This is a genomic window from Streptomyces sp. NPDC002054, from assembly GCF_040296685.1.
In the GTDB taxonomy this organism is placed as follows: domain Bacteria; phylum Actinomycetota; class Actinomycetes; order Streptomycetales; family Streptomycetaceae; genus Streptomyces.
The window spans coordinates 116,821-142,387 of the sequence record NZ_JBEOXT010000002.1; the positions used below are offsets into that span (position 1 = coordinate 116,821).

At 72.4% G+C, this 25,567-nt stretch carries 16 protein-coding genes; 8 read left to right on the top strand and 8 right to left on the bottom strand.

The window, feature by feature from the left end:
- The first annotated feature begins 140 nt into the window (after positions 1-140).
- Positions 141-1,370 carry a cytochrome P450 gene (locus tag ABT123_RS02225; protein ID WP_351308464.1) on the top strand — a complete coding sequence of 410 codons (1,230 nt, stop codon included), beginning with the start codon at positions 141-143 and terminating at the stop codon, positions 1,368-1,370.
- 82 nt (positions 1,371-1,452) lie between these two features.
- Positions 1,453-3,678 (top strand): catalase/peroxidase HPI, encoded by a 2,226-nt coding sequence (gene katG, locus ABT123_RS02230; RefSeq protein ID WP_351308467.1) that lies wholly within the window; start codon positions 1,453-1,455, stop codon positions 3,676-3,678.
- Positions 3,679-3,737: 59 nt separating this feature from the next.
- Here katG and ABT123_RS02235 read toward each other — a convergent pair whose 3' ends face one another.
- Together ABT123_RS02235 and ABT123_RS02240 are read right to left on the bottom strand one after the other, a co-directional pair.
- Positions 3,738-5,459 (bottom strand): acyl-CoA dehydrogenase family protein, encoded by a 1,722-nt coding sequence (locus tag ABT123_RS02235; RefSeq protein ID WP_351308470.1) that lies wholly within the window; start codon positions 5,457-5,459, stop codon positions 3,738-3,740.
- Positions 5,456-6,046, bottom strand: coding sequence for a PadR family transcriptional regulator (locus ABT123_RS02240; RefSeq protein WP_351308473.1), 591 nt, complete (start codon positions 6,044-6,046; stop codon positions 5,456-5,458). Before ABT123_RS02240 ends, ABT123_RS02235 begins: the two co-directional genes overlap by 4 nt.
- Before the next feature lie 204 nt (positions 6,047-6,250).
- Here ABT123_RS02240 and ABT123_RS02245 point away from each other — a divergent pair, with 204 nt between their 5' ends.
- The 4 genes from ABT123_RS02245 (at position 6,251) to ABT123_RS02260 (ending at position 12,240) form a co-directional block, all read left to right on the top strand.
- Positions 6,251-8,191 carry a CASTOR/POLLUX-related putative ion channel gene (locus tag ABT123_RS02245; RefSeq protein ID WP_351308476.1) on the top strand — a complete coding sequence of 647 codons (1,941 nt, stop codon included), beginning with the start codon at positions 6,251-6,253 and terminating at the stop codon, positions 8,189-8,191.
- A gap of 122 nt (positions 8,192-8,313) precedes the next feature.
- Positions 8,314-9,690: a hypothetical protein gene (locus ABT123_RS02250; RefSeq protein ID WP_351308478.1), complete on the top strand. Its 1,377-nt coding sequence runs from the start codon at positions 8,314-8,316 to the stop codon at positions 9,688-9,690.
- Positions 9,691-9,751: 61 nt separating this feature from the next.
- Positions 9,752-11,002 (top strand): AAA family ATPase, encoded by a 1,251-nt coding sequence (locus tag ABT123_RS02255; RefSeq protein WP_351308481.1) that lies wholly within the window; start codon positions 9,752-9,754, stop codon positions 11,000-11,002.
- Positions 10,987-12,240, top strand: a complete 1,254-nt coding sequence (locus ABT123_RS02260) for a vWA domain-containing protein (protein WP_351308484.1) — start codon at positions 10,987-10,989, stop codon at positions 12,238-12,240. Before ABT123_RS02255 ends, ABT123_RS02260 begins: the two co-directional genes overlap by 16 nt.
- A gap of 19 nt (positions 12,241-12,259) precedes the next feature.
- Here ABT123_RS02260 and ABT123_RS02265 read toward each other — a convergent pair whose 3' ends face one another.
- On the bottom strand, positions 12,260-14,914 hold the full coding sequence (locus tag ABT123_RS02265; RefSeq protein WP_351308487.1) for a SpoIIE family protein phosphatase: 2,655 nt from the start codon (positions 14,912-14,914) through the stop codon (positions 12,260-12,262).
- Positions 14,915-15,243: 329 nt separating this feature from the next.
- On the opposite strand from ABT123_RS02265, the gene ABT123_RS02270 reads away from it, so the two are divergent.
- On the top strand, positions 15,244-16,281 hold the full coding sequence (locus ABT123_RS02270; RefSeq protein ID WP_351308489.1) for a phytase: 1,038 nt from the start codon (positions 15,244-15,246) through the stop codon (positions 16,279-16,281).
- Here ABT123_RS02270 and ABT123_RS02275 read toward each other — a convergent pair.
- On the bottom strand, positions 16,259-17,671 hold the full coding sequence (locus ABT123_RS02275; RefSeq protein ID WP_351308492.1) for an MFS transporter: 1,413 nt from the start codon (positions 17,669-17,671) through the stop codon (positions 16,259-16,261). The two genes, ABT123_RS02270 and ABT123_RS02275, sit on opposite strands and share 23 nt — an antisense overlap.
- A gap of 193 nt (positions 17,672-17,864) precedes the next feature.
- Here ABT123_RS02275 and ABT123_RS02280 point away from each other — a divergent pair, with 193 nt between their 5' ends.
- On the top strand, positions 17,865-18,989 hold the full coding sequence (locus ABT123_RS02280; protein WP_502970832.1) for a PP2C family protein-serine/threonine phosphatase: 1,125 nt from the start codon (positions 17,865-17,867) through the stop codon (positions 18,987-18,989).
- Between the two features lie 8 nt (positions 18,990-18,997).
- Here ABT123_RS02280 and ABT123_RS02285 read toward each other — a convergent pair whose 3' ends face one another.
- The 4 genes from ABT123_RS02285 to ABT123_RS02300 form a co-directional block, all read right to left on the bottom strand.
- Entirely contained in the window at positions 18,998-21,490 is a 2,493-nt protein-coding gene (locus ABT123_RS02285) for a SpoIIE family protein phosphatase (RefSeq protein ID WP_351308498.1), read from the bottom strand.
- A 101-nt stretch (positions 21,491-21,591) separates the two neighbouring features.
- Positions 21,592-22,365, bottom strand: coding sequence for a 3-hydroxybutyrate dehydrogenase (locus ABT123_RS02290; protein WP_351308501.1), 774 nt, complete (start codon positions 22,363-22,365; stop codon positions 21,592-21,594).
- A 131-nt stretch (positions 22,366-22,496) separates the two neighbouring features.
- Complete coding sequence (locus ABT123_RS02295) at positions 22,497-23,870, bottom strand: cryptochrome/photolyase family protein (RefSeq protein WP_351308504.1); 1,374 nt, start codon at positions 23,868-23,870, stop codon at positions 22,497-22,499.
- A 7-nt stretch (positions 23,871-23,877) separates the two neighbouring features.
- The gene (locus tag ABT123_RS02300; protein ID WP_351309010.1) at positions 23,878-25,446 is read right to left on the bottom strand and encodes an SDR family oxidoreductase; all 1,569 of its coding nucleotides are present in this window, start codon (positions 25,444-25,446) and stop codon (positions 23,878-23,880) included.
- Positions 25,447-25,567: the final 121 nt, after the last annotated feature.

A 25,567-nucleotide genomic window follows, 5' to 3' on the forward strand; every position in this document is an offset into this window, starting at 1 on the left:
CCACCTCACGGCTCGCCCCCTCCGTGGCGGCTGCCCGGCTCCCGGCGCCCGAAACGCCCGACCGCGGGAGAGGCGCCCTTCCCGGGCGCGGCGGGGCTCAGGCATCATGGCCGCTGCCGACCGCGACCCCGGAGGCCCCTGTGGCGTGGCACGACCAGGCGAGGCGCGAGGAGCTGTACCTCGACCCGTACCCGCTCTACGCCCGCGCCCGCCGGGCGCCGGGGCTGACGTACGTCCCCGAGTTCGACGCGTGGCTGGTGGCCCGGGACCGGGACGTACGGGAGGTGCTGCGGCGCGCGGACGACTTCTCCTCCGTCAACGCCCTGTTACCGGACGTGGTGCTCTCGGAGGCGGCACTCGGCGTCCTGCCGCGGGGTTTCGGCCCGCGTCCCACGGTGGTCACCACGGACGGCGCGGAGCACCTGCGGCACCGGTCCGCGCTGAACCGCGGGCTGTCCGCGGCCCGGGTGGCGGCCCTGCTGCCGTACGCCTGGGAGTGTGCACGGGAGTTGGTGGACCGCATCGCGGCGGACGGATCCGCGGAGCTGATGGGGGCGTACGCCCGCCGGCTGCCCGGGCAGGTGGTGGGCCGGCTGATCGGCCTGGACCCGGCGGACGTACCCGCCGCGGTCCACGGCGGGTACCGGGCCGAGGAGCTGCTGTTCAAGCCGATGCCGCCGGCGGAGCAGGCCTTGGCCGCCGCGGACGTGGTCGCACTCCAGCACCTGCTGGACGGGTACGTCCGGGACCGGCGCACCGCTCCCCGGGACGACCTGTGCTCGGCCATGGTGGCCGCCCTCGCCCCCGGCGAGGCCGAACTCACCCTGGAACAGCGCCACGAACTGGTGGCGAGCCTGCAGAACTTCCTGATCGCGGGATTCCTCACCACCAGCGCGATGATCGGCACCACCCTGCTGCACCTGCTGCGCGACCGGCCGCAGTGGGAGCTGCTGTGCGCCGACCCGGCGCTGATACCGGCCGCGGTGGAGGAGGCCGCCCGCTACGACTCCGCCATCCAGGCCTTCCGCCGTGTCACCACCCGGCCGGTGACGCTCGCCGGCACCGAACTCCCCGCCGGAGCCGCTGTGTTGGTCGCGTACGGTTCCGCCAACCGGGACGAGGACCGGTACGAACGGGCCGACCGCTTCGACATCCGCCGCGGCGCCGGCCGCCGGCACCTCGCCTTCGGCCACGGCCCGCACGGCTGCCCCGGCTCCCGGCTGGCCCGTGAACAACTGCGCCTCACGCTCGAGCTGTTCACCCGCCACCTGCCGGACCTCCGGCTGGATCCGGCGGTCCCCCCGCCGGCCATGCACCCCACCTTGATCCACCGCTCCCCGCGGACCCTGCGGATTTGGTGTTCTTCTTGACTTGGATTCCGTCCACCATAGGATCGGTTCGCTGAAATCCAATAGATCCACACCATGACGCGCCAGGTCCGGAAGGATTCCCATGTCCGAGAACCATGATGCAATCGTCGTAGATCCAAAGGCGGAGGGCGCGGGCGGCTGTCCGGTTCCGCACGGGCGCGCCGCGCACCCGACGCAGGGCGGCGGAAACCGCCAGTGGTGGCCGGAACGGCTCAACCTGAAGATCCTCGCCAAGAACCCTGCCGTGGCCAACCCCCTCGGCGGGGAATTCGACTATGCGGCGGCGTTCGGCACCCTCGACCTCCCGGCGGTGAAACGGGACATCCACGAGGTGCTGACGACCTCGCAGGACTGGTGGCCCGCCGATTTCGGCCACTACGGCCCGTTCATGATCCGCATGGCCTGGCACAGCGCCGGCACCTACCGGATCAGCGACGGCCGCGGCGGTGCCGGGGCCGGCCAGCAGCGCTTCGCCCCGCTCAACAGCTGGCCGGACAATGGCAACCTCGACAAGGCCCGCCGTCTGCTGTGGCCGGTCAAGAAGAAGTACGGCCAGAACCTCTCCTGGGCCGACCTCATGATCCTCGCGGGCAATGTCGCCCTGGAGTCGATGGGCTTCGAGACCTTCGGCTTCGGCGGCGGACGCGCGGATGTCTGGGAGCCCGACGAGGACGTGTACTGGGGTCCCGAGACCACCTGGCTCGGCGGCGACCAGCGCTACACCGGTGACCGGGAGCTGGAGAACCCGCTCGGCGCGGTGCAGATGGGCCTGATCTACGTCAACCCGGAGGGCCCGAACGGCAACCCGGACCCGATCGCCGCGGCGCGCGACATCCGCGAAACGTTCCGCCGGATGGCGATGAACGACGAGGAGACGGTCGCCCTGATCGCGGGCGGTCACACCTTCGGCAAGACCCACGGCGCGGGCCCGGCGGACAACGTCGGCGCCGACCCCGAGGCCGCCCCGCTCGCCGAGCAGGGGCTGGGCTGGCGCAGCACCTTCGGCACCGGCAAGGGTGCCGACGCCATCACCAGCGGCCTCGAGGTCACCTGGACCACGACGCCGACCCGCTGGAGCAACAACTTCTTCGAGAACCTCTTCGGGTACGAGTACGAGCTCACCGCGAGCCCGGCCGGCGCCCACCAGTGGGTGGCCAAGGACGCCGAGGCCGTCATACCCGACGCGTACGACACGTCGAAGAAGCACCTCCCGACGATGCTCACCACGGACCTGTCGCTCCGCTTCGACCCGGCCTACGAGCAGATCTCGCGCCGCTTCCTGGAGAACCCGGACCAGTTCGCGGACGCCTTCGCCCGCGCCTGGTTCAAGCTGACCCACCGCGACATGGGCCCGGTGGTCCGCTACCTCGGCCCCGAGGTCCCGGGCGAGACCCAGCTGTGGCAGGACCCGCTGCCGGCCCGTACCGGCGAGCTGATCGACGCCGCGGACGTCGCCGCCCTCAAGGAGCAGATCCTCGGCACGGACCTGTCCGTGTCCCAGCTGGTCTCCGTGGCCTGGGCCGCGTCCTCCTCCTTCCGCTCCAGCGACAAGCGCGGCGGCGCCAACGGCGCCCGGATCCGCCTCCAGCCGCAGGCGGGCTGGGAGGTCAACGAGCCCGACCAGCTCGCCGCGGTGCTGCGCACGCTGGAGGGCGTCCAGCAGTCCTTCAACGCCGCCCGGTCCGGTGGCAAGCAGGTCTCCCTGGCCGACCTGATCGTCCTCGCCGGTGCCGCCGCCGTCGAGCAGGCCGCCAAGAACGCGGGCCACGACGTCGAGGTGCCCTTCACCCCGGGCCGCGTGGACGCCTCGCAGGACCAGACCGACGTCGAGTCCTTCGCGGCGCTGGAGCCGGTCGCCGACGGCTTCCGCAACTACCTCGGCAAGGGCAACCGCCTGCCGGCCGAGTTCCTGCTGGTCGACAAGGCGAACCTGCTGTCCCTGTCCGCCCCGGAGCTGACCGTCCTCGTCGGCGGCCTGCGCGTCCTGGGTGCGAACTACCAGGACTCGAAGCTGGGCGTCCTCACCGACACCCCCGGCTCGCTGACGAACGACTTCTTCGTCAACCTGCTCGACCTGGGCACGACCTGGACCCCGGTCTCCGAGGACCAGACCACCTTCGAGGGCCGCGACAACGTCACCGGCGCGGTCAAGTGGACCGGCACCCGTGCCGACCTGGTCTTCGGCTCGAACTCCGAGCTGCGGGCCCTGGCGGAGGTCTACGCGAGCGACGACGCGAAGGAGAAGTTCGTGAAGGACTTCGTCGCCGCGTGGGCCAAGGTCGCCGACCTCGACCGGTTCGGCGTCTGATCCGCCACACCTGACGAGCCGGGTCCGCCCACGGCGGACCCGGCCCGGGGACCGTCCGGCTACGGGGCCATCTCGTACGCCCCCGCCAGCGCCTCCACGCGCGCCCAGACGCGGGCCGCGCGGTCGGCGTCCACGACCGGGCGCCGGACCGCGCCGAGCGCCCAGCTCTGCTGCTCGGCGGTGGCGGAGTCCTTGCCGTGCAGCTCGACGGCGTGCGCGGAGAAGTCGCGTACGAGGACGGCGAACAGCTCGTCCAGCACGTCCTCGTCCAGGGCGGTCAGCTCGGCCTGCTCCAGGATCAGCTGGCCGTGCACGACCAGGGCGAACAGCTGGCCCACGGCCAGAAGCAGATCGAGGTCGCGGCTCTGCTCCTCACCCGGGGCGGCGGTCTTGACGAACTCGCAGAGGGCGTCGGCCTGTTCGCGGAAGCGGGCGACGTTCGGCAGGGCGGCGTACGCGTCGAAGGCGGTGCGCCAGTCGTGGAAGCGTACGGAGCCCAGCCCGCGGGCCGGCCCCTGGCGGAACAGGAACGCGTCGTCGGCCGCGTCGAGGCGGGTCGGTACGGGCGCGTACTCGACCGGCTCCAGCAGGTGGTTGCGCATGAACTTGAGGATCAGCGCGAGGTTGACGTGGACCGTGCCCTCCAGCTTCGGCAGGCCGCGGATCTCGACGGCCGCCTGGGCGAAGTAGGTGTCCTTCTCGAAGCCCTTGGCCGCGATGACGTCCCACATGAGGTCGATGACCTTCTCGCCCTCCGTGGTCACCTTCATCTTCGTCATCGGGTTGAAGAGCAGGTAGCGGCGGTCGTCGGGGCCGGCGGAACGGAAGTAGTCCACGGCACGGTCGCTGAACAGCTTCATCCCGACGAGGCGGACGTAGGCGTCGGCCAGCTCGCGGCGCACGTGCGGGAAGGCGGTGACGGGGCGGCCGTAGAGGATCCGGTTGTGCGCGTGGGTGACGGCCTCGTACATCGCGTGCTCGCAGATGCCGATCGAGGCGGTGCAGAGGTTGAACTTGCCGACGTTGACGGTGTTGAGGGCGGCGTCGAAGGCGGCGCGGCCGGTGTGCAGGACGTCCTCGGCGGCTACCGGATAGTCCTCCAGGCGGAACTCGCTGACGTACTTGGAGGAGTCGACGACGTTCTTGACGAGGTGGTACGCCGGGTGGCGGCTGTCGGCGGCGAAGAAGACGTACGCGTCCGGGCCCTCCATGTCGGTGCGACGGCCGAAGACGGAGACGAGCCCGGCCTTGTTGCCGTTGCCGATGTAGTACTTGGAACCGGTGGCGCGGAAGCCGCCGTTGCCGTCCGGCTCCAGCAGCATGTCGGTGGAGTAGATGTCCGCGCCGTGGGTCTTCTCGGACAGGCCGAAGGCGAACACCTCGCCCTCACGCAGGAGTTCCGCGGCGCGGTCGCGGGCGGCGGCGTTGTCGCTCTGCCAGACCGGGCCGAGGCCGAGGATGGTGACCTGCCAGGCGTACCAGTAGTCCAGGCCGTAGAACCCGAATATCTCGTTGAGGGCGGCGATCCGGGCGGTGTCCCAGCGCTTGTCCGGCTCGTCCTGGCCGGCGGCCGGGGCCGGGGTCAGGAAGGTCGCGAAGAGCCCCTCCTTCGCCGAGAAGGCGAGGAAGTCGCCCAGCCAGGCACGGGAGCGGTAGTCCTCGATCAGCCGGCGCTTGCCGCGCTCCTCGAACCAGTCGACGGTGGCACGCAGCAGCCGGCGGGTCTCGGGGTCGAAGTGCGCGGGGTCGTAGGTGCGCGGGTTGAACAGCAGCTCGGTCACGGGGTGGGGCCTTTCGGGTCGAGGGCGGTCGGGAGGGCGGCGAGTCGGCGGAGAGTGGCGAGCACGTCCTCGAGCCAGGCGAGCGTCATGCGCTCGTAGGCGATGCCGCCGCGGAGCACCACGTGCTGGAGTTCCCGCCCGGCGTCACCCGCCCCGGCGGGCGCGTCCGGCCCGGTGAAGTCGCGCAGCTCCCCCGCGAGGTAGTGGGTGAGCCGGTCGGCGTGCTCCCGGTGGTGCCGCTCGACCTCGCGGATCAGTGCGGCCGGATCGTCGAAGGCCGCGCCGCGGATCTTCACGGCGAGCTCGTGCCGGACGCTGTCGGGCTGGATCGGCTCGTGCAGCCAGGCGGCGAGGGCGGCCCGGCCGGGCTCGGCGACGGAGTACTCCTTCTTGTCCGGCCTGGCCTGTTGCGGCACGTCCAGTACGTCGACCCAGCCGTCGGCCTCCATCCGCTTGAGGACGCGGTAGATCTGCTGGTGGGTGGCGGTCCAGAAGTAGCCGATGGACCGGTCGAAGCGCCGGGCCAGCTCATAGCCGGACCCCGGCTGCTCCAGCAGGGAGACGAGGATCGCGTGCTCGAGCGCCATGCCCCGAATCTTTCTATGCAACTCGTTGCATAGACAAGCGCCACCGCCCCGGTGAGACACGGCTCACGCGACCCGACCGGCGGCTTCATACCTCCGGGTGAGGTCGCGGTTCCTGTCGGCCGGAAAGCCGCCGGGATTCCCTAGGGTGAGGCCGAGGGCGGCGGGCAGCCGTCCGACTGGCGCGTCTCATGCTCGGGAGCTTGCGTGGCGCAGCACCACACGACGTCACTCCGCCTGCGGCTTCGGTACCGGTTCGACAATCTGGTGGCGGGCGGAACCGCCGCACTCATCGGCTGGTTCGCCCTGGCCTGCCTTGTCGTCGTGGTCCCGGCGAGCACGGTTCTCGTCTGGTCCGACCCCTCGGCCCCCGCCACCCTCTCCGGGCGGCTGGCGGCCGTGTGGGCCAGTGTCGGGCAGACCCTCAAGATCGGGGGTGCGCTCGGATCACCCCTCCATGTGCTCGCCTCCGTCTCGCTCGCGCTGGTCGCCCTGCTCTTCGTGTCCACCCTGGTCAGTCTGATCACCACCGGCATCAACCGGCGGATCATGTCGCTGCGCCTCGGCCACTCCACCGTGCTGGAAGCAGGGCACATCGTCGTCCTGGGCTGGTCCGACCAGGTCTTCCCGGTGATCGGGGAGTTGGTGGCCGCCCACTCCAACCGGCGGCGGTCGGCCATCGCCGTCCTCGCCCCGAAGGACAAAGTGGAGATGGAGGACGAGATCTCCACCCGCATCACCGACCGGGACCGCGGCAGGACCCGGATCATCTGCCGCAACGGCAGCACCACCGATCCCGCGGAGCTCTGCCGGGTGAGTCCGCAGACGGCACAGGCCGTGCTGGTCCTGCCCGGCGAGGGGGCTGCCGGCGAGCCTGCCGGTTGGCCCGCCGGTGGGCCTGCCGCCGAGGAAGCCGGTGACGCCCATGTGGTGAAGACCCTGCTCGCCCTCGGCGCAGCCGTCCCGAAACCCTGCGGTGCCGTGGTGGTCGCCGCCGTCCGTGACGCCCGCAACCACCTGACCGCCGGCCTGGCCGCCGGACCCGGCGGGCACGTCCTGTGCGTCGACGACATCGTCGCCCGGCTCCTCGTCCAGACCGCCCGCCAGCCCGGCCTCTCCCTCGTGTACCAGGAGCTCCTGGACTTCGCCGACGACGAGTTCTACCCGACCGACGCGCAGGAGCTCGCGGGACGCACCTTCGGCGAGGCCCTGTTGGCCTTCGCCACCTCCTCGGTGGTCGGACTGCTGCACGCCGACGGCCGGGTCGTGCTCAACCCGGACCCGGGCACTCCGATCGGGGCGGACGACCGGATCATCGTCATCTCCCGGGACGACGACACGGTCGTACGGGAGGACGTGGCCGGCTGCGTCGACGAGGGGGCGATCGTCACGGCCGGCCCCAGGCCCCCGCTCGCCGAACGCCTGCTCCTGCTCGGCTGGAACCGCCGCGCGCCGCTCGTCGTGGACCAGCTGGACCAGTACGTCGGCCCCGGAAGCACCCTGGACGTCGTCGCCCTCGACGAGAACGCGGCACCGCACGGCGCCCTGGACCTCGCAGCGTCCCGGCGCCACCTCGAAGTGGCCTTCCACGGCGGGGACATCACCGATCCGGCGGTGCTGGCCAAGCTGGACGTGCCCTCGTACGACAGCGTGATCGTCATCGGTGAGCACACCGAGGAGTCCTCGACGGACGACCGGACGCTGGTCACGCTCCTGCACCTGCGGGCCATCGGGGAGGCCACGGACCGGGACATCGCGGTCACCACCGAGATGTCCGACGACGGCAACCGGCTGCTCGCACCGGCCCGCGGGGGCGCCGACTTCATCGTGAGCGGCCGGCTGATCAGCCTCCTGATGACCCAGATCTCGGAAAGCCCCTACCTCGCCGACGTGTTCGAGGAACTGTTCCGCGCGGAGGGCAACGAGCTCTATCTGAAACCGGTCGCGGACTACCTCCGGGTCGGCCGTGAGGTCACCTTCGCCACCGCCGTCGAGGCGGCCCGGCGCCGCGGCGCCTGCGCCGTCGGCTACCGGCTGGGCGCGCGGGCGGCCACCGGCCCCGACTACGGGGTGCGGATCAACCCCGACAAGCGGCAGACGGTCCGGTTCACCGAGGCGGACTCGCTGATCGTCCTCGCCGAGGACTGACGGCACAGACGGCACTGACGGAAAAGATCTGGCAGAGCGGAGTGGGGTGGCTTAGGCTCCCCCACGATGACGACTTACTCCACGAACAGATCGGGGGTCCTGTCCGCGCAAGGTGAGTGCTGATGCTCACTCAGACCGCGAACGGGGATTCCCGCCCTTCTTTCTGGCTGCGCGTGCGCGAGTACGCCGTGCCGCCGTCCATGATCGAGACTGCGACCGCCCGCCGTACCGTCGGGGACTGGGCGGGGGCATGCGCCGCCGCAGGTATCGATGTCGACCTCGACCTTCGTTCCGTCGCCCGTACCCACGGCCGGGAGCTGGCGGACCGGGTCCGGGCCGACCTCCGCCATCTGGCACCCGACCTGCTGCGCTGGCACCTGCCGAGGATCGCTCCCGACGGGCTGCTGCGCCCGGGACTGACCGTCGCGCTGGCCCGGTACGAGGCTGCGGGGCGTACCGGCGTACGCCCGGTGCACCTGGTGGTCCGGACCCCGCCCGCCTGGGCGGATGCCGGTCAGCGGATCAGCCTCGCGCTGTGGGACGGATCCCACTCCGAGGCCTCCGCCCGCCGTCACCCGCACCCCCATCCCGACCGGCGGTTCCGCCTCGACCTGCACCGCCACCTGTGGGACGCGCGCAGGTCCGGGGAGCTGCGGATCCGGTCCGGGGCCGATCGGCCGCCTGCGGTGCCGGTGTCGGTAGCGGCACCGGTACCACCGGGGCTCGGCTGTGCCGTTGACCGGTGGGCGGCCGAGGCGGGGATCCTGCTCCGCGCCGAGGGCCGGACCACCGGTACCGGTACCGTCACCGTACGGATCGGAGCCCGCAACCGGCTGCTGCTCGACCTGGCCGGGGACGAGGTGCGGCTCTCGGCCGCGCCCCCGGACGGGGGCGACCGTGCGCTGCCGGTGCTGCCCGACGCGGCGACCTGGGTGCTGCCCGACCTGGAACTGATCCGTACCGGTGCGATCGGCGCCGACCGGCTGCATCCGCTGGTCGCCCCGGCACTGGTACCGGATCATGTGCCGGCCGGGGCGGCGGACCGGACCCCGGACCGGCCCGGGGAACCGCGCCTGGTGGACTGCCGGGGAGCCCGGCACCGGATCGCCCTGGTCGACGGGGTACTGGCCCCGCTGGACCACGATCCGGCGGAGATCCGCCGGGAGGAACTGCTGGCCGCCCTGTCCGGCACCCCCCTCCCCTGCCTCCGGCTGATCGACGAGGCGCACCGCCGGCCGGAGAGCCTGGCCGACGTCCGCGAACGCCTGCACCACGGCGATATCTCCGGTGCGCTGGCGGTCGTCGAGGGCCTGCTGGGCCCCGACGCCCTGCTGCGCAACGGCGCGCTGCGGGACGAACTGGAGGCCGCCGCGCGGCGGCGGATCACGTACGGACTGTTTCGGGCGGGCCTGGTCGGACCCGGTCCGGGCCGCCTGCACCCGTGTCCGGACCGTCCCGGCCACGAACGCTCGCGCCGGCGCCGCGCGATCGCGCCCTGACCCGGGGCCTCCACTCCCCTCTTCTCACTTCTTCTCACCACCAACCCATAGGTGATCACTCATGCTTGCTCACACCACCTCCCAACTGGACGTCGCCGGCGAGCTGTTGGCCCTGCTGCGCGACACCACCACCGAACCGCGTCCCGACATCCAGCTCGAGGCCCTGACGCTGGCCGTGGCCGCCGACCTCCCCGTACTCCTGTGGGGTGAGCCGGGAATCGGCAAGACCGCGGCGCTGACCCAGCTCGCCGCGTCCCTTGACCTGCCCCTGACCACCGTCATCGCCAGCGTCCACGAGCCGTCCGATTTCTCCGGGCTGCCCATCGTCGGAGACGATCCCGCCGAGCAGGGTGTCCCAATGGCCCCGCCGGACTGGGCGGTGCGGCTGGTACGGGCCGGCCGCGGACTGCTGTTCCTGGACGAACTGTCCACCGCCGCCCCGGCCGTTCAGGCCGCCCTGCTCCGCCTCGTGCTCGAGCGGCGGATCGGCGCTCTCCAACTGCCGCCCGGGGTACGGATCGTGGCTGCGGCCAATCCGCGGGCCTCGGCAGCCGACGGCTGGGAGCTGAGCCCGCCCCTGGCCAACCGGTTCGTCCACCTGCAGTGGGCCCACGACCACGAGGTCGTGGTACGCGGCCTCGGTGGAACCTGGCCCCGGGCCACCCTGCCCCGGCTCGACCCGGAGAAACTGCCGACGGCCGTGGCCTTCGCCCGCCGCGCGGTGTGCGGGCTGCTGGCCGCCCGCCCCGGACTCGTCCACCGGCTGCCCAGCAGTGAAGCCCGCCGGGGCGGCCCCTGGCCGTCGCCCCGGAGCTGGGAGACGACCCTGTGCCTGATCGCCTTCGCGACCGCGGCCGGCTCCTCCCGGGAGGTGCTGTCCATGCTGGTCAGGGGCACGGTCGGGGACGGTCCGGGGCTGGAGCTGCTGGCCTGTCTGGACCGGATGGACCTCCCCGACCCCGAGGTGCTCCTCGCCGACCCGGAGGGTGCCGCCCTGCCGGAGCGCGGGGACCTGCGGCAGGCCGTACTCGACGGTGTGGTCGAGGCGGTCCGCAAGCGCCCGGAGAAGTCCCGCTGGGATGCGGCGTGGGCGCTCCTGGTCCGGGCGCTGGAGACCGGCGCCCCGGATCTGCTGGTCGTCCCCGCGACCACCCTCGCCTCGCTGCGCCGGGAGGACTGGGACGTTCCGGCCTCGATCGAACGGCTCGCCGGAACGGTGTCCCTGTCCCGGCGCGCGGACCGGGCCGCAAACCGGGCGGCCAGCCGGACCGCGGCGGCCGGGGCCGGAGTCACCACATGGGCCGGCCGGTGATCCCCGACCCACCCCAGGCCCGGCCCCTGGACCTCGACAAGCTCTACGCCGCCCGGCTGCACGCCGCCCGGGTCCGCCCCTACCTCGCGACGGCGCTGTTCGCCCTGCACGTCGTGGAGTCGCGCCAGGTCCACACGATGGCCGTCGACCGGCACTGGCGGTGTTACGCCTCGCCCGCGTTCGTGGACCGGACCCCGGTGGAGGACCTGGCCGGGGTGTGGGTGCACGAGGTGTCGCACCTGCTGCGCGACCATCACGGGCGCGGTGACCGGGTCGCCCGCGAACGCGGCCTCACCGGCCGCGGGGACCGGCTCCGGATGAACATCGCCGCTGACTGCGAGATCAACGACGACGTGTTCGGTGACGGGTTGGTACGGCCCAAGGGTGCGATCGGGCCGGAGACCCTGGGGCTGCCTCCGGGGCAGCTGATGGAGGACTACCTGCGCCGGTTCCGGCTCGGGCCGCAGACCCAGGACCTCGTCTGGCTGGACTGCGGCAGTGGCGCCGACGGCCTGGAGCGCGAGTGGGACCTGGGACCGGCCGGGGCGCACGGCCTCAGTGCGCAGGAACGGGACGCGGTGCGGTTCCGGGTCGCCCAGGGCATCACCGGCCGGCCGGGGAACAGCTCGAAGGGCTGGCAGCGGTGGGCGGAGGAGGTGTTCCACCCGCCCCAGCCGTGGCGGGACCTGCTGGGCGCGGCGGTCCGCTCGGCCGCCTCCGGCCCCGGCGTGGGCGAGGACTACACCTACGGCCGCCCCTCGCGGCGCTCGGCGGGGGTGCCCGGAGCCGTGCTGCCGAGCCTGCGGCGCAGGCCGCCCCGGGTCTCCGTGGTCATCGACACCTCCGGGTCGGTCAGTGACTCCGAGCTGGGCAGCGCGCTCCACGAGGTCGCCGAGATCGCCCGGGCCGTGGGAGGACGCCGCGACCTGGTCACCGTACTGCCGTGCGACACGGCCGCTCACCTGGTGCACCCGCTGTGCCGGGCCGAGGGGATCCCGCTGCTGGGCGGCGGGGGGACGGATCTGCGCACGGGCTTCGCCAGGGCGCTCCGCGCGCGGCCCCGGCCCGATGTGATCGTGGTCCTGACCGACGGGCAGACGCGCTGGCCGGACACCCGGCCATCGTGCCGGACGGTGGTGGGGCTGTTCCCCCGGCAGCACGAGGCGTACGACGAGGACGACCCCGACTACACTCCGGACTCCCCGCCCGCGTGGGCCCGCGTGGTGTCCATCGGATAGTTCAGGCTCCCTGACCGGGTCACAGGGGTTCGGCGTCCAGGAAGGCCGAGAGGTCGGGTTCCACGTCGCCGCCGGAGGACCCGGCACCGGGCAGCGCCTGTTCCGCCCAGATGACCTTGCCGAACGGGGTGTACCGGGTTCCCCACTGCTCGCTCAGCTGCGCCACCAGGAAGAGTCCGCGCCCGCCCTCGTCCGTGGTGGCGGCGTACCGCAAGTGCGGGGCGATGCTGCTGCCGTCCCAGACCTCGCAGGTCAGGGCGTGGTCGTACAGCAGCCGGACCAGCACCGGTGCGCTGCCGTGCCGTAGGGCGTTGGTGATCAGTTCGCTGAGGATCAGTTCCGTGGCGAAGCCGAGCTCCGACAGGCCCCAGCCGTCGAGCTTCTTCGCCGCGGCGTTCCTGATGGCGCCGACCGCGTCCGGCTGGAACGGCACCTCCCACTGCGCGACCCGGTCCGGGCCGAGGGTCCGGGTCCGCGCGATGAGCAGGGCCACGTCGTCGGCCGGCCGGGCCGGCAGTACGGCGTCGAGCACGGCCGTGCAGCTGTCGCGCGGGTCCAGGCCGGGCCGGCTCAGCGCCGCGCGCAGCAGCTCCAGCCCCTCGCTGATGTCCCGGGTCCGCTCCTCGACCAGTCCGTCCGTGTACAGGACGAGCTGGCTGCCTTCCTCCAGGTACAGCTCCGCGGTTTCGAAGGGCATGCCGCCGAGCCCGAGCGGGGGCCCGGCCGGCAGCTCCACGATCTCCGTCGTGCCGTCGGGGGCGACCACCAGGGGCGGCATATGGCCGGCCCGCGCCATGGTGCAGTGCTGGGAGACCGGGTCGTAGACGGCGTACAGGCAGGTCGCGCCGATGACGCGGCCGTCCTGCTCCTCGGCGTCCCCGCCGTGGTCGTGGTCCTGGTCGCGGTCGATGCGCTGGACGAGGTCGTCCAGGCGGGCGAGGATCTCGTCGGGCGGCAGGTCGAGGGAGGAGAAGTTGTGCACCGCCGTACGCAGTCGCCCCATGGTGGCCGCGGCGTGCAGGCCGTGCCCGACGACGTCGCCGACGACCAGTGCCACCCGGCTGCCCGGCAGCGGGATCACGTCGAACCAGTCCCCGCCCACCCCGGACTGTGCGGGCAGGTAGAAGTGCGCCACGTCCATGGCGCTCTGCTCGGGCAGGGCGCGCGGCAGCAGGCTGCGCTGGAGGGTCTCGGCGAGTGCGTGTTCGCGCGTGTAGCGGCGGGCGTTGTCCATGCTGACCGCCGCCCGGGCGACGAGTTCGACGGCCAGCGACAGGTCGTCCTCGTCGAAGGGCTCGGGTTTCTGCGACCGCCAGAAATTGACCACTCCGAGTACGACGCCGCGGGCCTTGAGGGGCGCCGCGATGAGGGAGTGGATGCCGTAGTCGACGATGGCCCGGGCGCGCGGCGGGTCCTGGGCCACCCAGCCCGGTGCGTCGGACAGATCGGGTACCAGCTCCGCTTCGCCCGTGCCGTAACCGCGGGCCTGGGGGGTGGAGGGCAGGAAGTCGATCAGCCGGCCGAGGGGGTAGAGGGGGTGGTCGGAGCGGATGCCGTTCACCGCCGTGCGGCGCATGTCGACGCCGGGGCCGGGTTCGTCGCCGTCGAGCACCGGATCGGCCAGGTCGACGGTGACGAAGTCCGCGAACCTGGGTACGGCCACGGCGGCGAGTTCCTCGGCCGTCCGGACCACGTCGAGGGTGGTGCCGATGTCGCCGCCCGCGTCGTACAGCAGTTTGAGACGCCTGCGGGCGGTCTCCGCCCGGCTGGTCAGCACCTGCATCTCGGTGGAGTCGCGGATGGTGACCGCGGAGCCCTCGGGGCGGCCCCGGGGGTGGGTGGGCCGCTGGTTGACCACGAGGAGCCGGTCTCCGGTCTCGACCACCTCGTCGGTGGCCTCCCGGCCCGACAGCAGCAGGGCAGCCATCCGCCGGTCCAGGCCCGGTACGTCCCCGATGTTGCGGCCGTCGGCGTCCTCCGGGAGCCCGAGCAGCCGTTTGGCCTCGTCGTTCGCGAGCAGGAGCCGTCCCTCGCCGTCGGTGATCACCACCCCTTCGCGGACAGCGTGGAGCACCGCGTTGTGGTGCTCGTACATCCGGGTCATTTCCTGGGTGCCGAGCCCATGGGTCTGTCTGCGCAGCCGTCGGCTGATCAGCGCCGTGCCGACGGTGGCCAGGCCCAGGCCGGTCGCGATGGCCAGCAGGATGACCGGGAGCTGGCGCTGGACGACACTCGAGACGTTCTGCACGGTCAGGCCCGCCGACACCAGGGCGACGACCCGGCCGTCGTCCGCCGTGACCGGCACCACCGCCTGGATCTCCTTGCCGAGCGGCCCCTGCACACTCTCGGTGTGGACCTTTCCGGCCAGCGAGGGCTCGATGGTGCCGACGAACCGTTTTCCGATGCGGTCCGGCTGGGGGTGGGAGTAGCGAATGCCCTTGGTGTCCATCGCCACGATGAAGTCCACCCCGGCGGCCTTGCGGGTCTCTTCGGCGAGGGGTTGCAGGACCGCGGACGGATCGGAGGACTTCAGCGCGTCCTGGATGTCGAGGGAGTGGGCGAAGGTCTCGGCGACGGCCACCGACCGGTTGCGCGCCTCGCGGTCGACGTCGTGCCGCGACTGGAGCAGCAGGGCCAGCAGGGCACCGGCGGCGAGCAACACCACGATCGCCACCTGGAGGACGAATACCTGTCCGGCGACGCTCCTGAACCTGATGCCTAGGAGTGACCGCACCGGCTGGCCCGGCACGGGTGGCGAGGAAGGGTCACGAACCCAGTTGTAGCACCTCCGGGCGTCCACGGCTCCCGACCGGCCCGCAGCGCGTCCCACCGGTCACACACGGTCACGACCGGCGCGGGGGCGGGATTCCTCCGAGTGGACGATCATGTGAACAGGGCGGCCCGTGGCAGCCAACTGCCGTTCACGCCGTGCTCGCCGGGCCTCTCTACCCTCCCTCTGTCCGTCACCCGACCTGTACGTCACCCGACCGAGGGGAATTCCCGGTGTCGCTCACCGTTTCCGTCCGCGCAGCCGCCCTGCCCGCCGCCGCCGTTCTGGCCGCCGGCGTCCTGGCCCTGCCGGCCGCCCCCGCGCACGCAGCGGCCGTCTCCGTCACCGCGACCGTGGAGACGGCTCCGGTCTCGCACAGCGGGGATGCCGCCGACGACCCGGCAATATGGGTTCACCCGACCGACCCCGCCAGGTCCGTCGTGGTCGGCACCGACAAGAAGGGTGCGCTGGAGGTCTACGACATGTCCGGCGCCCGGATCCAGCGGATCAGCGGCGACTACGGCAACAACGTCGACCTGCGCGGCAACATCGTCGTCTCGGCGGACGACGAGGCCGCCGGCGGCAACGGAGCGATGCACGTCTACCGCATCGACCCCGCGACCCGGCAGCTCAAGCGGCTCAAGGACATCCCCACCGAGGTCACCGCCCACGGCATCTGCCTCTACACCTCCCCGGTCTCGGGGAAGCTGTACGCGTTCCCGAACTCCACCTCCGGCCGCGTCGAGCAGTGGGAGCTCGCGGTCAGCGGCGACTCCGTGACGGCCACCTCGGTGCGCCTGTGGGACGCCGGCTCGGCCGTCGAGGGCTGCTACGCCGACGAGACCTCCGGCAAGCTCTACCTCGGCGAGGAGGACACCGGCGTGTGGGTCTACGGAGCCGAACCGGGCGCGGGCACGAGCCGCACCCGGCTGGACTCCACCGGATCCGGCGGGCACATCACCGCCGACACCGAAGGCATCACCGCCGCCGGGAACCGGATCTACGTCTCCTCCCAGGGCAGCAACGACTTCACCGTCTACGACCGCGCCTCGGGCGGCTACCTCGGCAGGTTCTCGGTCTCGAACGGCACCGCTGCCGACGACTGCGAGGACACCGACGGTATCGACGCCACCGCCGCCAACCTCGGCCCGGCCTTCCCGAACGGCGTGTTCATCTGCCAGGACGGCTCCAACGGATCCCCCGGCACCAGCGGCAACCAGAACTTCAAGTTCGTCCCGCTCCAGCGCATCACGGCCCGGTTCGGCGGCTGACGGCCGGCGCCGTCAGGGGCGGCTCCGCCGCGGTGCTCCGGGCCTCCCGGAGCCCTGCGGTCTGGGCGTCCCGGGCCAGGTCACGGCCCCTGGTCTCGCGGGCCGCCCAGACCGTCAGCACCGTGACCGCCGCGGTGAAGGCGAGGTAGCAGGAGACGGGGGTCGAGGAGCCGTAGACCTTGAGGAGCTCCACGGCGACGATCGGGGCGAGCGCGCCACCGATGATGGAGGCGAGCTGGGAGCCCATGGAGGCGCCCGAGTAGCGGACCCTGGTGTCGAACATCTCCGAGATGAAGGCCGCCTGCGGCCCGTACATGGCCCCGTGCAGCAGCAGCCCGACGGTGACCGCGAGGGCGATGACCGGGAACGACTTCGTGTCCAGGAGGGCGAAGAAGGCGAACGCCCAGCCGACCATGCCGACCGCCCCGATGAGCGTCACCGGCCGCCGGCCGATCCGGTCGGAGAGCGCTCCCCACAGCGGGATGGTGACGAAGTGGACGGCGGAGCCGATGAGGACGGCGTTCAGCGCGTCGCTCTTGGGCAGCTCCAGGTGCACGGAGACGTAGACCAGCAGGAAGGCGGTGAGGATGTAGTAGGAGACGTTCTCGCCGAGCCGGGTGCCGATGGCCGTCAGGACCTGGCGCCAGCCGGTCCGGAAGACCTCCACCACCGGCGGCTGCTCTTTGATCCCCGTCTCCGTCGCCCCGGCCGCCGCCTTGCGCTGCGCCTCGAGGAAGACCGGGGATTCGGTGACGGAGATGCGGATCCACAGCCCGATGACCACCAGCAGGCCGGACAGCAGGAAGGGGATCCGCCAGCCCCAGGCGAGGAAGGCCTCGTCCGACTGGACGGCGGCGAGGAGCGCCAGGACGCCGGTGGCCAGGAGATTGCCGCCGGGCGCACCGGCCTGGGGCCAGGAGGCCCAGAACCCGCGGCGCTGGTCGCTGCCGTGCTCGGAGACCAGCAGGACGGCACCGCCCCATTCGCCGCCGAGGGCGAAGCCCTGGATCAGGCGGAGCAGGGTGAGCAGGATCGGGGCGCCGACGCCGATGGAGGCGTGGGTGGGCAGCAGGCCCATGGCGAAGGTGGCGCCGCCCATCAGGACCAGGCTGAGCACCAGCAGCTTCTTGCGGCCGATCTTGTCGCCGTAGTGGCCGAAGACGATGCCGCCGAGCGGGCGGGCGGCGAAGCCGACGGCGTAGGTGAGGAAGGCGAGCAGGGTGCCGACGAGCGGGTCGCTGGACGGGAAGAACAGCTTGTTGAACACCAGGGCGGCGGCCGAGCCGTAGAGGAAGAAGTCGTACCACTCGATGGTGGTGCCGATCAGGCTCGCGGCGACGATTCTCCGGATGCCCGACGGGGCCGGCGTAGCCATTGCTGGGGAGACCATGTGCACCACTTCCGGGGGTCAGCGGGGGACGTTCCGTGTCGGCACAACGTAGAAGTCCGCTGGTCAGCGGTATATGTGGGCGGTCATCACAATCAGGCAGCCAATTGTGTGCCGGGCCACCACACCGCCGGAGGCCCAGCCTCCCGGCGCCCTCCACAGCCCAAGCTCCTTTTGCCCCGATATGATGCATTACGTGATCAGGTCAGGACGGTCGGGGCGCCGTCGCCCTCTCCGTGTACACCGGTGGGACGCAGCCCTGCTGTCACCGGTGATCGTTACCGTCATCATCGCCGTCCTGGCGTTCTCCACACCGAGGGAGATCGCCTTCAGCCGCCTCCTGCCTGCCGCACCTGCCCTCGCTGCCGCGATGTGGCCCGTGCTCCCCACGATCTTGCTGGGGACGATCTGCCTGCTGATCATGATCGGCCTGAGCTTCGCCTACACCGACCTGGGGACGCCCTACACGGCGGCGGCCATCATCGCGGTCACCTTGGCCGCCGCTTACGCAAGCCATGTCCGGCTCCAACGCGAGAAGGCGCTCCTCGACATCCGGCTCATCGCCGACGCGGCCCAGAAAGTACTGCTGCGCCCGCTGCCGCCCCGCATCGAGAATGTCGAGATCGAGTCGCTGTATCTGGCGGCCCACGAGCAGGCCCGGATCGGCGGAGACTTCTACGAGGCGGTGGGCACACCATTCGGGGTCCGGCTGCTCATCGGCGATGTGCGCGGCAAAGGCCTGTCCGCGGTAGGGGCGGCCTCAGCGGTGATCAACAGCTTCAGGGAGGCCGTGTACGACGAGCCCGATCTGAGGGGCGTGGTCCATCGCCTGGAGGCCAGCATCTCCCGCCACAGCGCTGCATTCCCCGCGCTGGACCTGCCGGAGCGCTTTGCGACCGCTGTTGTCGCCGAGATCCCGCATGGCGGAGGCCACGTCAAAATCCTCAACTGCGGGCATCCCCCACCCCTGCTCGTGCGCCGCGGCGAGATCCGCGTCGTGGAGCCCACCACCCCCTCTCCGCCCCTCAACCTCGCATCGCTCATCGGAGACCACTACTGCGTCGACACCCTCATCTTCGCTCCGGGCGACCAGCTGCTGCTGTACACGGACGGTGTCACGGAGACCAGGGACCGTGAGGGCGAGTTCTTCGCGCTGCCGGAGTGGATGCGCGAGCAGAGCCCGACGCCGCCCCGCGAACTACTCGACCGGCTTCACCGGGCCCTGCTCCACTACAGCGGCGGAAGGCTCGACGACGACATCGCCATCCTTGCCGTGCGCTGCTTCGCCGGGGGCGGGGTCCAGGCTGGAAAAAGCGCCTGACGGCCGGCTCACCCGTCCACGGCGTCCTCCTCAAGGACTACCAGCAGGTCCCCTGGTGATCCCTCCGCCGCTGTGGCCAGCGGGAACTCCGTCCAGACGGTCTTGCCGTCCCGGGTGTAGCGGGTTCCCCACCGTTCGGTGAGCTGGGCGACCAGGAAGAGGCCGCGCCCGCCCTCGTCGGTGGTGCGTGCCCGCCGTAGGTGCGGAGCGGTGCTGCTGCTGTCGGAGACTTCGCAGATCAGGCTGCGGTCGCGGATGAGCCGCAGGGTCACCGGCGCGCCGCCGCCGTACCGGTAGCCGTTGGTGACCAGTTCGCTGACGACCAGTTCGGCGGTGAAGGCCATCTCTTCCATGCCCCACTTGGTCAGTGTGGCCTCCGTCAGGTCCCGGGCCCGGGCGGCGGCGGTCGGCTCTGCGGGCAGTTCCCAGGAGGCGACCTGCTCCGGCGCCAACACGCGGGTGCGGGCCAGGAGCAGTGCGACGTCATCCGGCGGGTGCTCCGGCAGCAGGGCGTCCTGCACCGCCGTGCAGGTCTCCTCCAGCGAGCGGCCGGGCCGGGACAGGGCTTCTCGCAGCCGCGAGAAGCCCTCGTCGAGGTCGTGGCCACGGGCCTCGATCAGGCCGTCCGTGTACAGCACCAGCAGGCTTCCCTCGGCGAGTTCCAGTTCGGCGGACTCGAACGGGAGTCCGCCCAGACCCAGCGGCGGCCCCTCGGGGAGCTCGGGCAGGCTCACCGTGCCGTCGGCGGTCACCACGGCGGGGGGCACGTGGCCCGCTCGGGCCAGGGTGCAGCGCCGGGAGGTGGGATCGTAGACCGCGTAGAGGCAGGTCGCGCCGACGATCTGCTGGCCCTGCGAGCATCCGTCGGCAGGCTCCTGCTCGTCTGCCAGGCGGTTGACCAGGTCGTCCAGGTGGGAGAGGACCTCGTCCGGAGCGTAGTCGAGGCCGGCCAGGGTGTGCACGGCTGTGCGCAGCCGGCCCATGGTGGCCGCTGCGTGCAGTCCATGGCCGACGACATCGCCGACGACGAGGGCGACCCGGGCTCCGGAGAGCGGGATGACATCGAACCAGTCGCCGCCGACGCCGGTGGCGGGATCGGCCGGCAGATAGCGGTGCGCGACCTCGACCGCGCTGTGTTCGGGCAACTCCCGCGGCAGCAGGCTGCGCTGCAGTGTCAGCGCAGCCTGGTGCTGCTGGGTGTAGCGGCGGGCGTTGTCGATGCACAGGGCGGCGCGCGCGGCGAATTCCTCGGCGAGCGTGAGGTCGTCCTCCTCGAACGGTTCGGGCCGCTCGCCCCGCCACAGGCTGAGCAGGCCGAGGAGCACACCGCGGGCCGTCAGCGGTACGACGATCAGTGAGTGGGCGCCCAGGCCGAAGGCGCGCCGGGTGCGCTCCGGATCCTGGAAGTACCAGCCGGGGCTGCTCTCGAGCACCGGTTCGAGGATGGGCTGCTGTTCGGCCAGGCACCTGGCCTGCGGGGTGCGAGGGTCGTAGCGGAAGACCTCTCCGGCGGAGTACATCACCTGCAGTGCCTCTGGTATGACCGAGTGGACGGCCATCCTGCGGACCGGTCCGCCCGCCCCCTCGGCGGTCTCTTCGCCCCGGGCCACCGGCTCCAGCAGATCCACCGAGACGGCGTCGGCGAGGTCGGGGACGGCGACGTCGGCCAGCTCCCAGGTGGTCCGGCCGAGGTCCAGCGTGGTCCCAATGCGGGCGCTCGTCCGGTTGAGCAGGGCAAGCCGCCGCCGGGCCCGGTAGCGGTCGGTGACGTCCTCCACCAGTTGGGTGACTCCGAGGATCCCGGCAGCGGGGTCCTCCATCCGGAACGCCGACACCGACACCACCCGCTCGTGGTCGGGGTCGTTCCTCAGGCGGCAGGGCTGCTCGGTGAAGATCAGGGGTTCGCCCGTCTCCAGCACGCGTCGCAGCCGGGTCTCGATGATCTCCACGTCCGGACCGATGAGGAAGTCGCCGATGCCTCGGCCCCGGACCTCCTCCGCGGGAAGGTGCGTGTACCGGGCCAGTGCCCGGTTGATCCGCAGGATGCTCAGATCGGCGGCGTGGACGGACAGACCGATCGGGGAGCGCCGGAACAGACCGTCCAGGACCGACCGATCCGTCTCCCACTGGCGCACCTCCTCCGCCGGGGCGACGACGAGAAGCCACTCACGGGCCGAGTCGGCGCGGAGGACGGCGCGGGCGCGGAAGCCCAGCTCCACCCGTCGCCCGTTGCGGTGCAGGACGGGCAGGACACCGGACCAGCCCCGGTCGCGCTCGCACGCGGCCACTGCCTCCATGACCGCCTCACGATCGCGGGCGTCGAACAGGAATTCGATAGCTGCCCGGCCCAGCACCTCCTCGAGCGGGTAGCCGAGGTGCTCCTGTGCGCGCTCGCTCCAGCCGACGACCCTGCCGTGGTCGTCCACTACCGCCGAGGCCGAGTTGTGCAGCGCGAACGGGTCCTCGGGCGCCTCGCCCAACCCCGGCGCCGGTACGTCCATCGCTACCACCCTTCGACCTGCCGAACGGAACACTCAGCGGGCGCCTAGCTTCAGTATCGCCGCGCCGCCGCACCTCGGCAGAGGGTCGTCCCCGGTGGAACTCAGTGCGCGCCCCAGCCGCCGTCGAGGGGGATCGATGCCCCGGTGAGGTATCCGGTGTGCGGGCCGCACAGCCACACGGCTGCCGCCGCGACCTCCTCCGGCTCGATCAGCCGCTTGATCGCGGAGCGTTTGAGGAGGATGTCCGTGACCACGTCCTCGGCTGCGATCCCGTGCGCCGCGGCCTGCGCACCGATCTGGTGCTCGACCAGCGGGGTCCGGACGTAGCCGGGGCTGATGCAGTTGCTGGTCACGCCGTGCGGGGCGCCTTCGACGGCCGCGACCTTGCTCAGCCCCTCCAAGGCGTGCTTGGCGGCGACATAGGCGGACTTGAAGGCGCTCGCCCGGAGGCCGTGCACGCTGGAGACGTTCACCACGCGGCCCCAACCCTGCGCGTACATGTGCGGCAGGCACTGCCGGAGCAGCAGGAACGGGGCGGTGACCATCACCTTCTGGATCAGCTCGAAGCGCTCCGGCGGGAAGTCCTCGATGGCCGCGACGTGTTGCAGTCCGGCGTTGTTGACCAGGATGTCCATGGCACCGGGGAGTCCGCGGACCGCCTCGGCGTCGGCGAGGTCCACCGCATGCGCCCGGCCGCCGGTGTCCCGGGCGACCTCCTTCGCCGCCTCGGCATCGCGGTCGACCACGTGCACCAGGGCCCCGGCCTCCGCCAGCGCCCGTACGCAGGCCCGGCCGATCCCGCTGCCGCCGCCGGTCACCATGGCGGTGCGCCCTGACAGGTCCACACCGCCGGGGGCCTTGAATTGGCTCGTCATGGCCGGAACGCTAGAGACCTCCGGCCGGACATCCCATGGTGCAGAACCCCACAGTCCGGTGCGGAAGGGTGTGGGCCGGCACCATGCGGGGGGGGGCGGCGTCTCAGGGACGGCGGCTCATGGGCGGCGGCTCAGGTGATGCCGCGGGCCTGTCGGAACCGGCCGAGGCCGTCGGCCAGGTCCACCACCGGGTCCGGGTAGTCGAACCGGGCCCGCTCGGGTCCGGTGAGCCGCCACGGCCGGTGGACGTCCGGCGCGGGCAGTCCGGCGAGTTCGGGCACCCAGCGGTGCACATAGGCGCCCGTCGGGTCGTGGCGGCGGGCCTGGGCCGTCGGGTTGAGCACCCGGTTGGGCCGGGTGTCGGTTCCGGTGCCCGCGACCCACTGCCAGTTGAGCTGGTTGTCGGCGAGGTCTCCGTCGACCAGCAGGTCGAGGAAGTGCGCGGCACCGATCCGCCAGTCCACATAGAGCGTCTTGGTGAGGAAGCTCGCCGCCAGCAGCCTGGCCCGGTTGTGCATCCAGCCTTCGTGGCGCAGCTGGCGCATGGCCGCATCGATGACCGGGTAGCCGGTGCGGCCTTCCTGCCAGGCCCGGATCTCCTCCGCCGCGTCCCGCTCGGTGCGCCACCGGTCGTGGCGGGTCCGGTAGTCCTCGGTCGCCGCGTCGGGGCGGGCGGCGAGCACCTGGTGGTGGAAGTCCCGCCAGCAGACCTGGCGTACGAAGGCCTCGGCGCCGGGACCGCCGGCCGCGCGGGCCCGCCGGACGATCTCGGCGGCCGAGACGGTGCCGAAGTGCAGGTGCGGGGAGAGCCGGGAGGTGGCATCGCCGGCCAGGTCGTCGTGGCTCCGCTCGTACGCCCCAAGGCCCCGGCGCAGCCAGCGGGTCAGCAGGGCCCGGCCCTCGGGTTCGCCGCCGCGGGCCAGGCCCGGCGAGACCCCGGCGACGGCGCTGCGCGCGGGCAGGGGCTCGGAGCCGAGCCCGTCGGGCACCGGGACGCTGCGCGGTGCGCCCAGGACCGGCCGGGGCGGCAGCCCGTTCCAGCGGCGGAAGTACGGGGTGAACACGGCGAAGTGGTCCGAGCCGGCCGGGACCGCCGCACCGGGGGCGACAGCGGTGACGACCGCGTCGTGCACGGACAGCCGCAGGCCCTCCCGTTCCAGGGCCTCCCGCAGCCGGGCCTCGCGGGCCTGGGCGTAGCCGCTCACTCCGGCGGCCAGGTGGACCTCGGCGGCGCCGGTCTCCCGGGCAACCGCGCACACCTGCGCGACCGGGTCCCCGGACCGCAGGACCAGCCGGCCGCCCCGGGCGCGCAGTCCGGCATCGAGGCCGGCCAGGCAGTCGGCGAGGAAGGCCCGCCGGTTGGGGACCGCGAACCCGGCCGCCTCGATGCGGCGGTCGCGTACGAACAGGGGCACCACCCGGTCCGCCGAGGCGAGGGCCGCGCGCAGCGGCGGGTGGTCGTGCACCCGCAGGTCGGAGGTGTAGAGGACGAGGGCGACGGTCATGAGGGCCTCAGCCTTCGGCCTTTCCGGGGTCGGGGGCGTGGCCCGGTCCAGGCCCGGGCGGGGTGTCGAGGCGTTCGGCCGCGCGGGTGATGTTGCGGGCCATGCCGCCGAAGATCACGGCGTGGAAGGGGGACACGCTCCACCAGTAGAGGTGGCCGAGCAGGCCGTGCGGATGGAACAGGGCCCGCTGCCGGTAGCGGGAGCCCGGCCCGCCGTCCCCCGCGGGCGGATCGGCGTACATCTCCAGCCAGGCGAGTCCGGGCAGCCGCATCTCGGCGCGCAGCCGCAGCAGGCGGCCCGGTTCGATCTCCTCGACCCGCCAGAAGTCCAGCGAGTCGCCCACCCGCAGCCGGGCCGCGTCGCGCCGGCCGCGCCGGATGCCGGCTCCGCCGGCGAGCCGGTCGAGCCAGCCGCGTACCGCCCAGGCGAGCGGGGCGGAATACCAGCCGTTGTCGCCGCCGACGCCCTCGATGATCTGCCAGAGCGCCCGCGGGGAGGCGTCGGTGGCGCGGGCGCGGTGGTCGGTGTAGAGGCTGCCGCCCGCCCAGTCCGGGTCGGTGGGCAGCGGATCGCTGGGCGCGCCGGGCAGCGAGGCGTTGGACCAGCGGGTGGTCACCTCGGCCTCGCGGACCCGCCGGAGGGCCAGGGCGAGTGCCCGGTCGAACGGAACGGGGGCGCCGGGCGGGTCCGGGACGTACCGGGCGATGTCGTGCTCGTCGCACACCACCTCGTGGCGCAGGGATTCGGCCAGCGGCCGGGCCAGCCCGCTCGGCACCGGGGTGACCAGGCCGATCCACTGGCTGGACAGCCACGGGGTGAGCATCGGAACGCGCAGGATCAGCCGGTGGGGCAGGCCGGCGACCGCGGCGTAGCGGCGCATCATCTCCTCGTACGTGAGGACGTCCGGCCCGCCGATGTCGAAGGCCCGGTTCACCTCGGCGGGCATGGCGGCGCTGCCGACGAGGTAGCGCAGGACATCGCGGACGGCGATCGGCTGGACCCGACTGCCCACCCAACTGGGGGTGACCATGACCGGCAGGCGTTCGGTGAGGTAGCGCAGCATCTCGAAGGAGGCGGAGCCGGAGCCGATGACGACCGCGGCCCGCAGCACCGTCGCCGGGACCTCCCCGCGGAGGAAGATCCCGCCGACTTCGGCGCGGGACCGCAGGTGCGGGGAGAGCCGGTGGACCGGCACCCCGGTGGGGACCAGCCCGCCGAGGTACACGATGCGGCGGACGCCCGCGGCGCGGGCCTGTTCGGCGAAGGTGCGGGCCGCCTTCCGGTCGCGTTCCTCGAAGTCGGATCCGGTGGTGAGGGAGTGCACCAGGTAGTAGGCGACGTCCACGCCGCGCAGGGCGGCCCGGGTCGATCCGGCGTCGGTCACGTCTCCGCGGACGACCTCGGCCCGGCCGGCCCAGTCGTGGTCGCGCAGCCGCTCGGGCGACCGGGCGAGACAGCGGACCCGGTGGCCGGCGTCCAGCAGTTCGGGCACCAGGCGTCCCCCGATGTATCCGCTCGCGCCGGTGACCAGGCAGAGCAGCGGGCCGGAGGGGGCCTTGGAGGTGTGCGCGGCGATCTGTGTCCTCCGGGGTGAGCGGCCTGACCGCGCCGACCGCGCGGGCGGGTTCCTCCAGTCTGCCCGTCCGGATCCGGCAGCGGTGGACGTGCGCCAGTGTGTCGGCGGGCGGCCCGGCGGG

Excerpts from the sequence above, each read along its gene's own strand:
- katG (WP_351308467.1), top strand. The coding sequence starts at position 1,453 with ATGTCCGAGAACCATGATGCAATCGTCGTAGATCCAAAGGCGGAGGGC.
- ABT123_RS02240 (WP_351308473.1), bottom strand. The coding sequence starts at position 6,046 with ATGGCGCTCGAGCACGCGATCCTCGTCTCCCTGCTGGAGCAGCCGGGG.
- ABT123_RS02250 (WP_351308478.1), top strand. The coding sequence starts at position 8,314 with ATGCTCACTCAGACCGCGAACGGGGATTCCCGCCCTTCTTTCTGGCTG.
- ABT123_RS02255 (WP_351308481.1), top strand. The coding sequence starts at position 9,752 with ATGCTTGCTCACACCACCTCCCAACTGGACGTCGCCGGCGAGCTGTTG.
- ABT123_RS02260 (WP_351308484.1), top strand. The coding sequence starts at position 10,987 with ATGGGCCGGCCGGTGATCCCCGACCCACCCCAGGCCCGGCCCCTGGAC.
- ABT123_RS02275 (WP_351308492.1), bottom strand. The coding sequence starts at position 17,671 with ATGGTCTCCCCAGCAATGGCTACGCCGGCCCCGTCGGGCATCCGGAGA.
- ABT123_RS02285 (WP_351308498.1), bottom strand. The coding sequence starts at position 21,490 with ATGGACGTACCGGCGCCGGGGTTGGGCGAGGCGCCCGAGGACCCGTTC.
- ABT123_RS02290 (WP_351308501.1), bottom strand. The coding sequence starts at position 22,365 with ATGACGAGCCAATTCAAGGCCCCCGGCGGTGTGGACCTGTCAGGGCGC.
- ABT123_RS02295 (WP_351308504.1), bottom strand. The coding sequence starts at position 23,870 with ATGACCGTCGCCCTCGTCCTCTACACCTCCGACCTGCGGGTGCACGAC.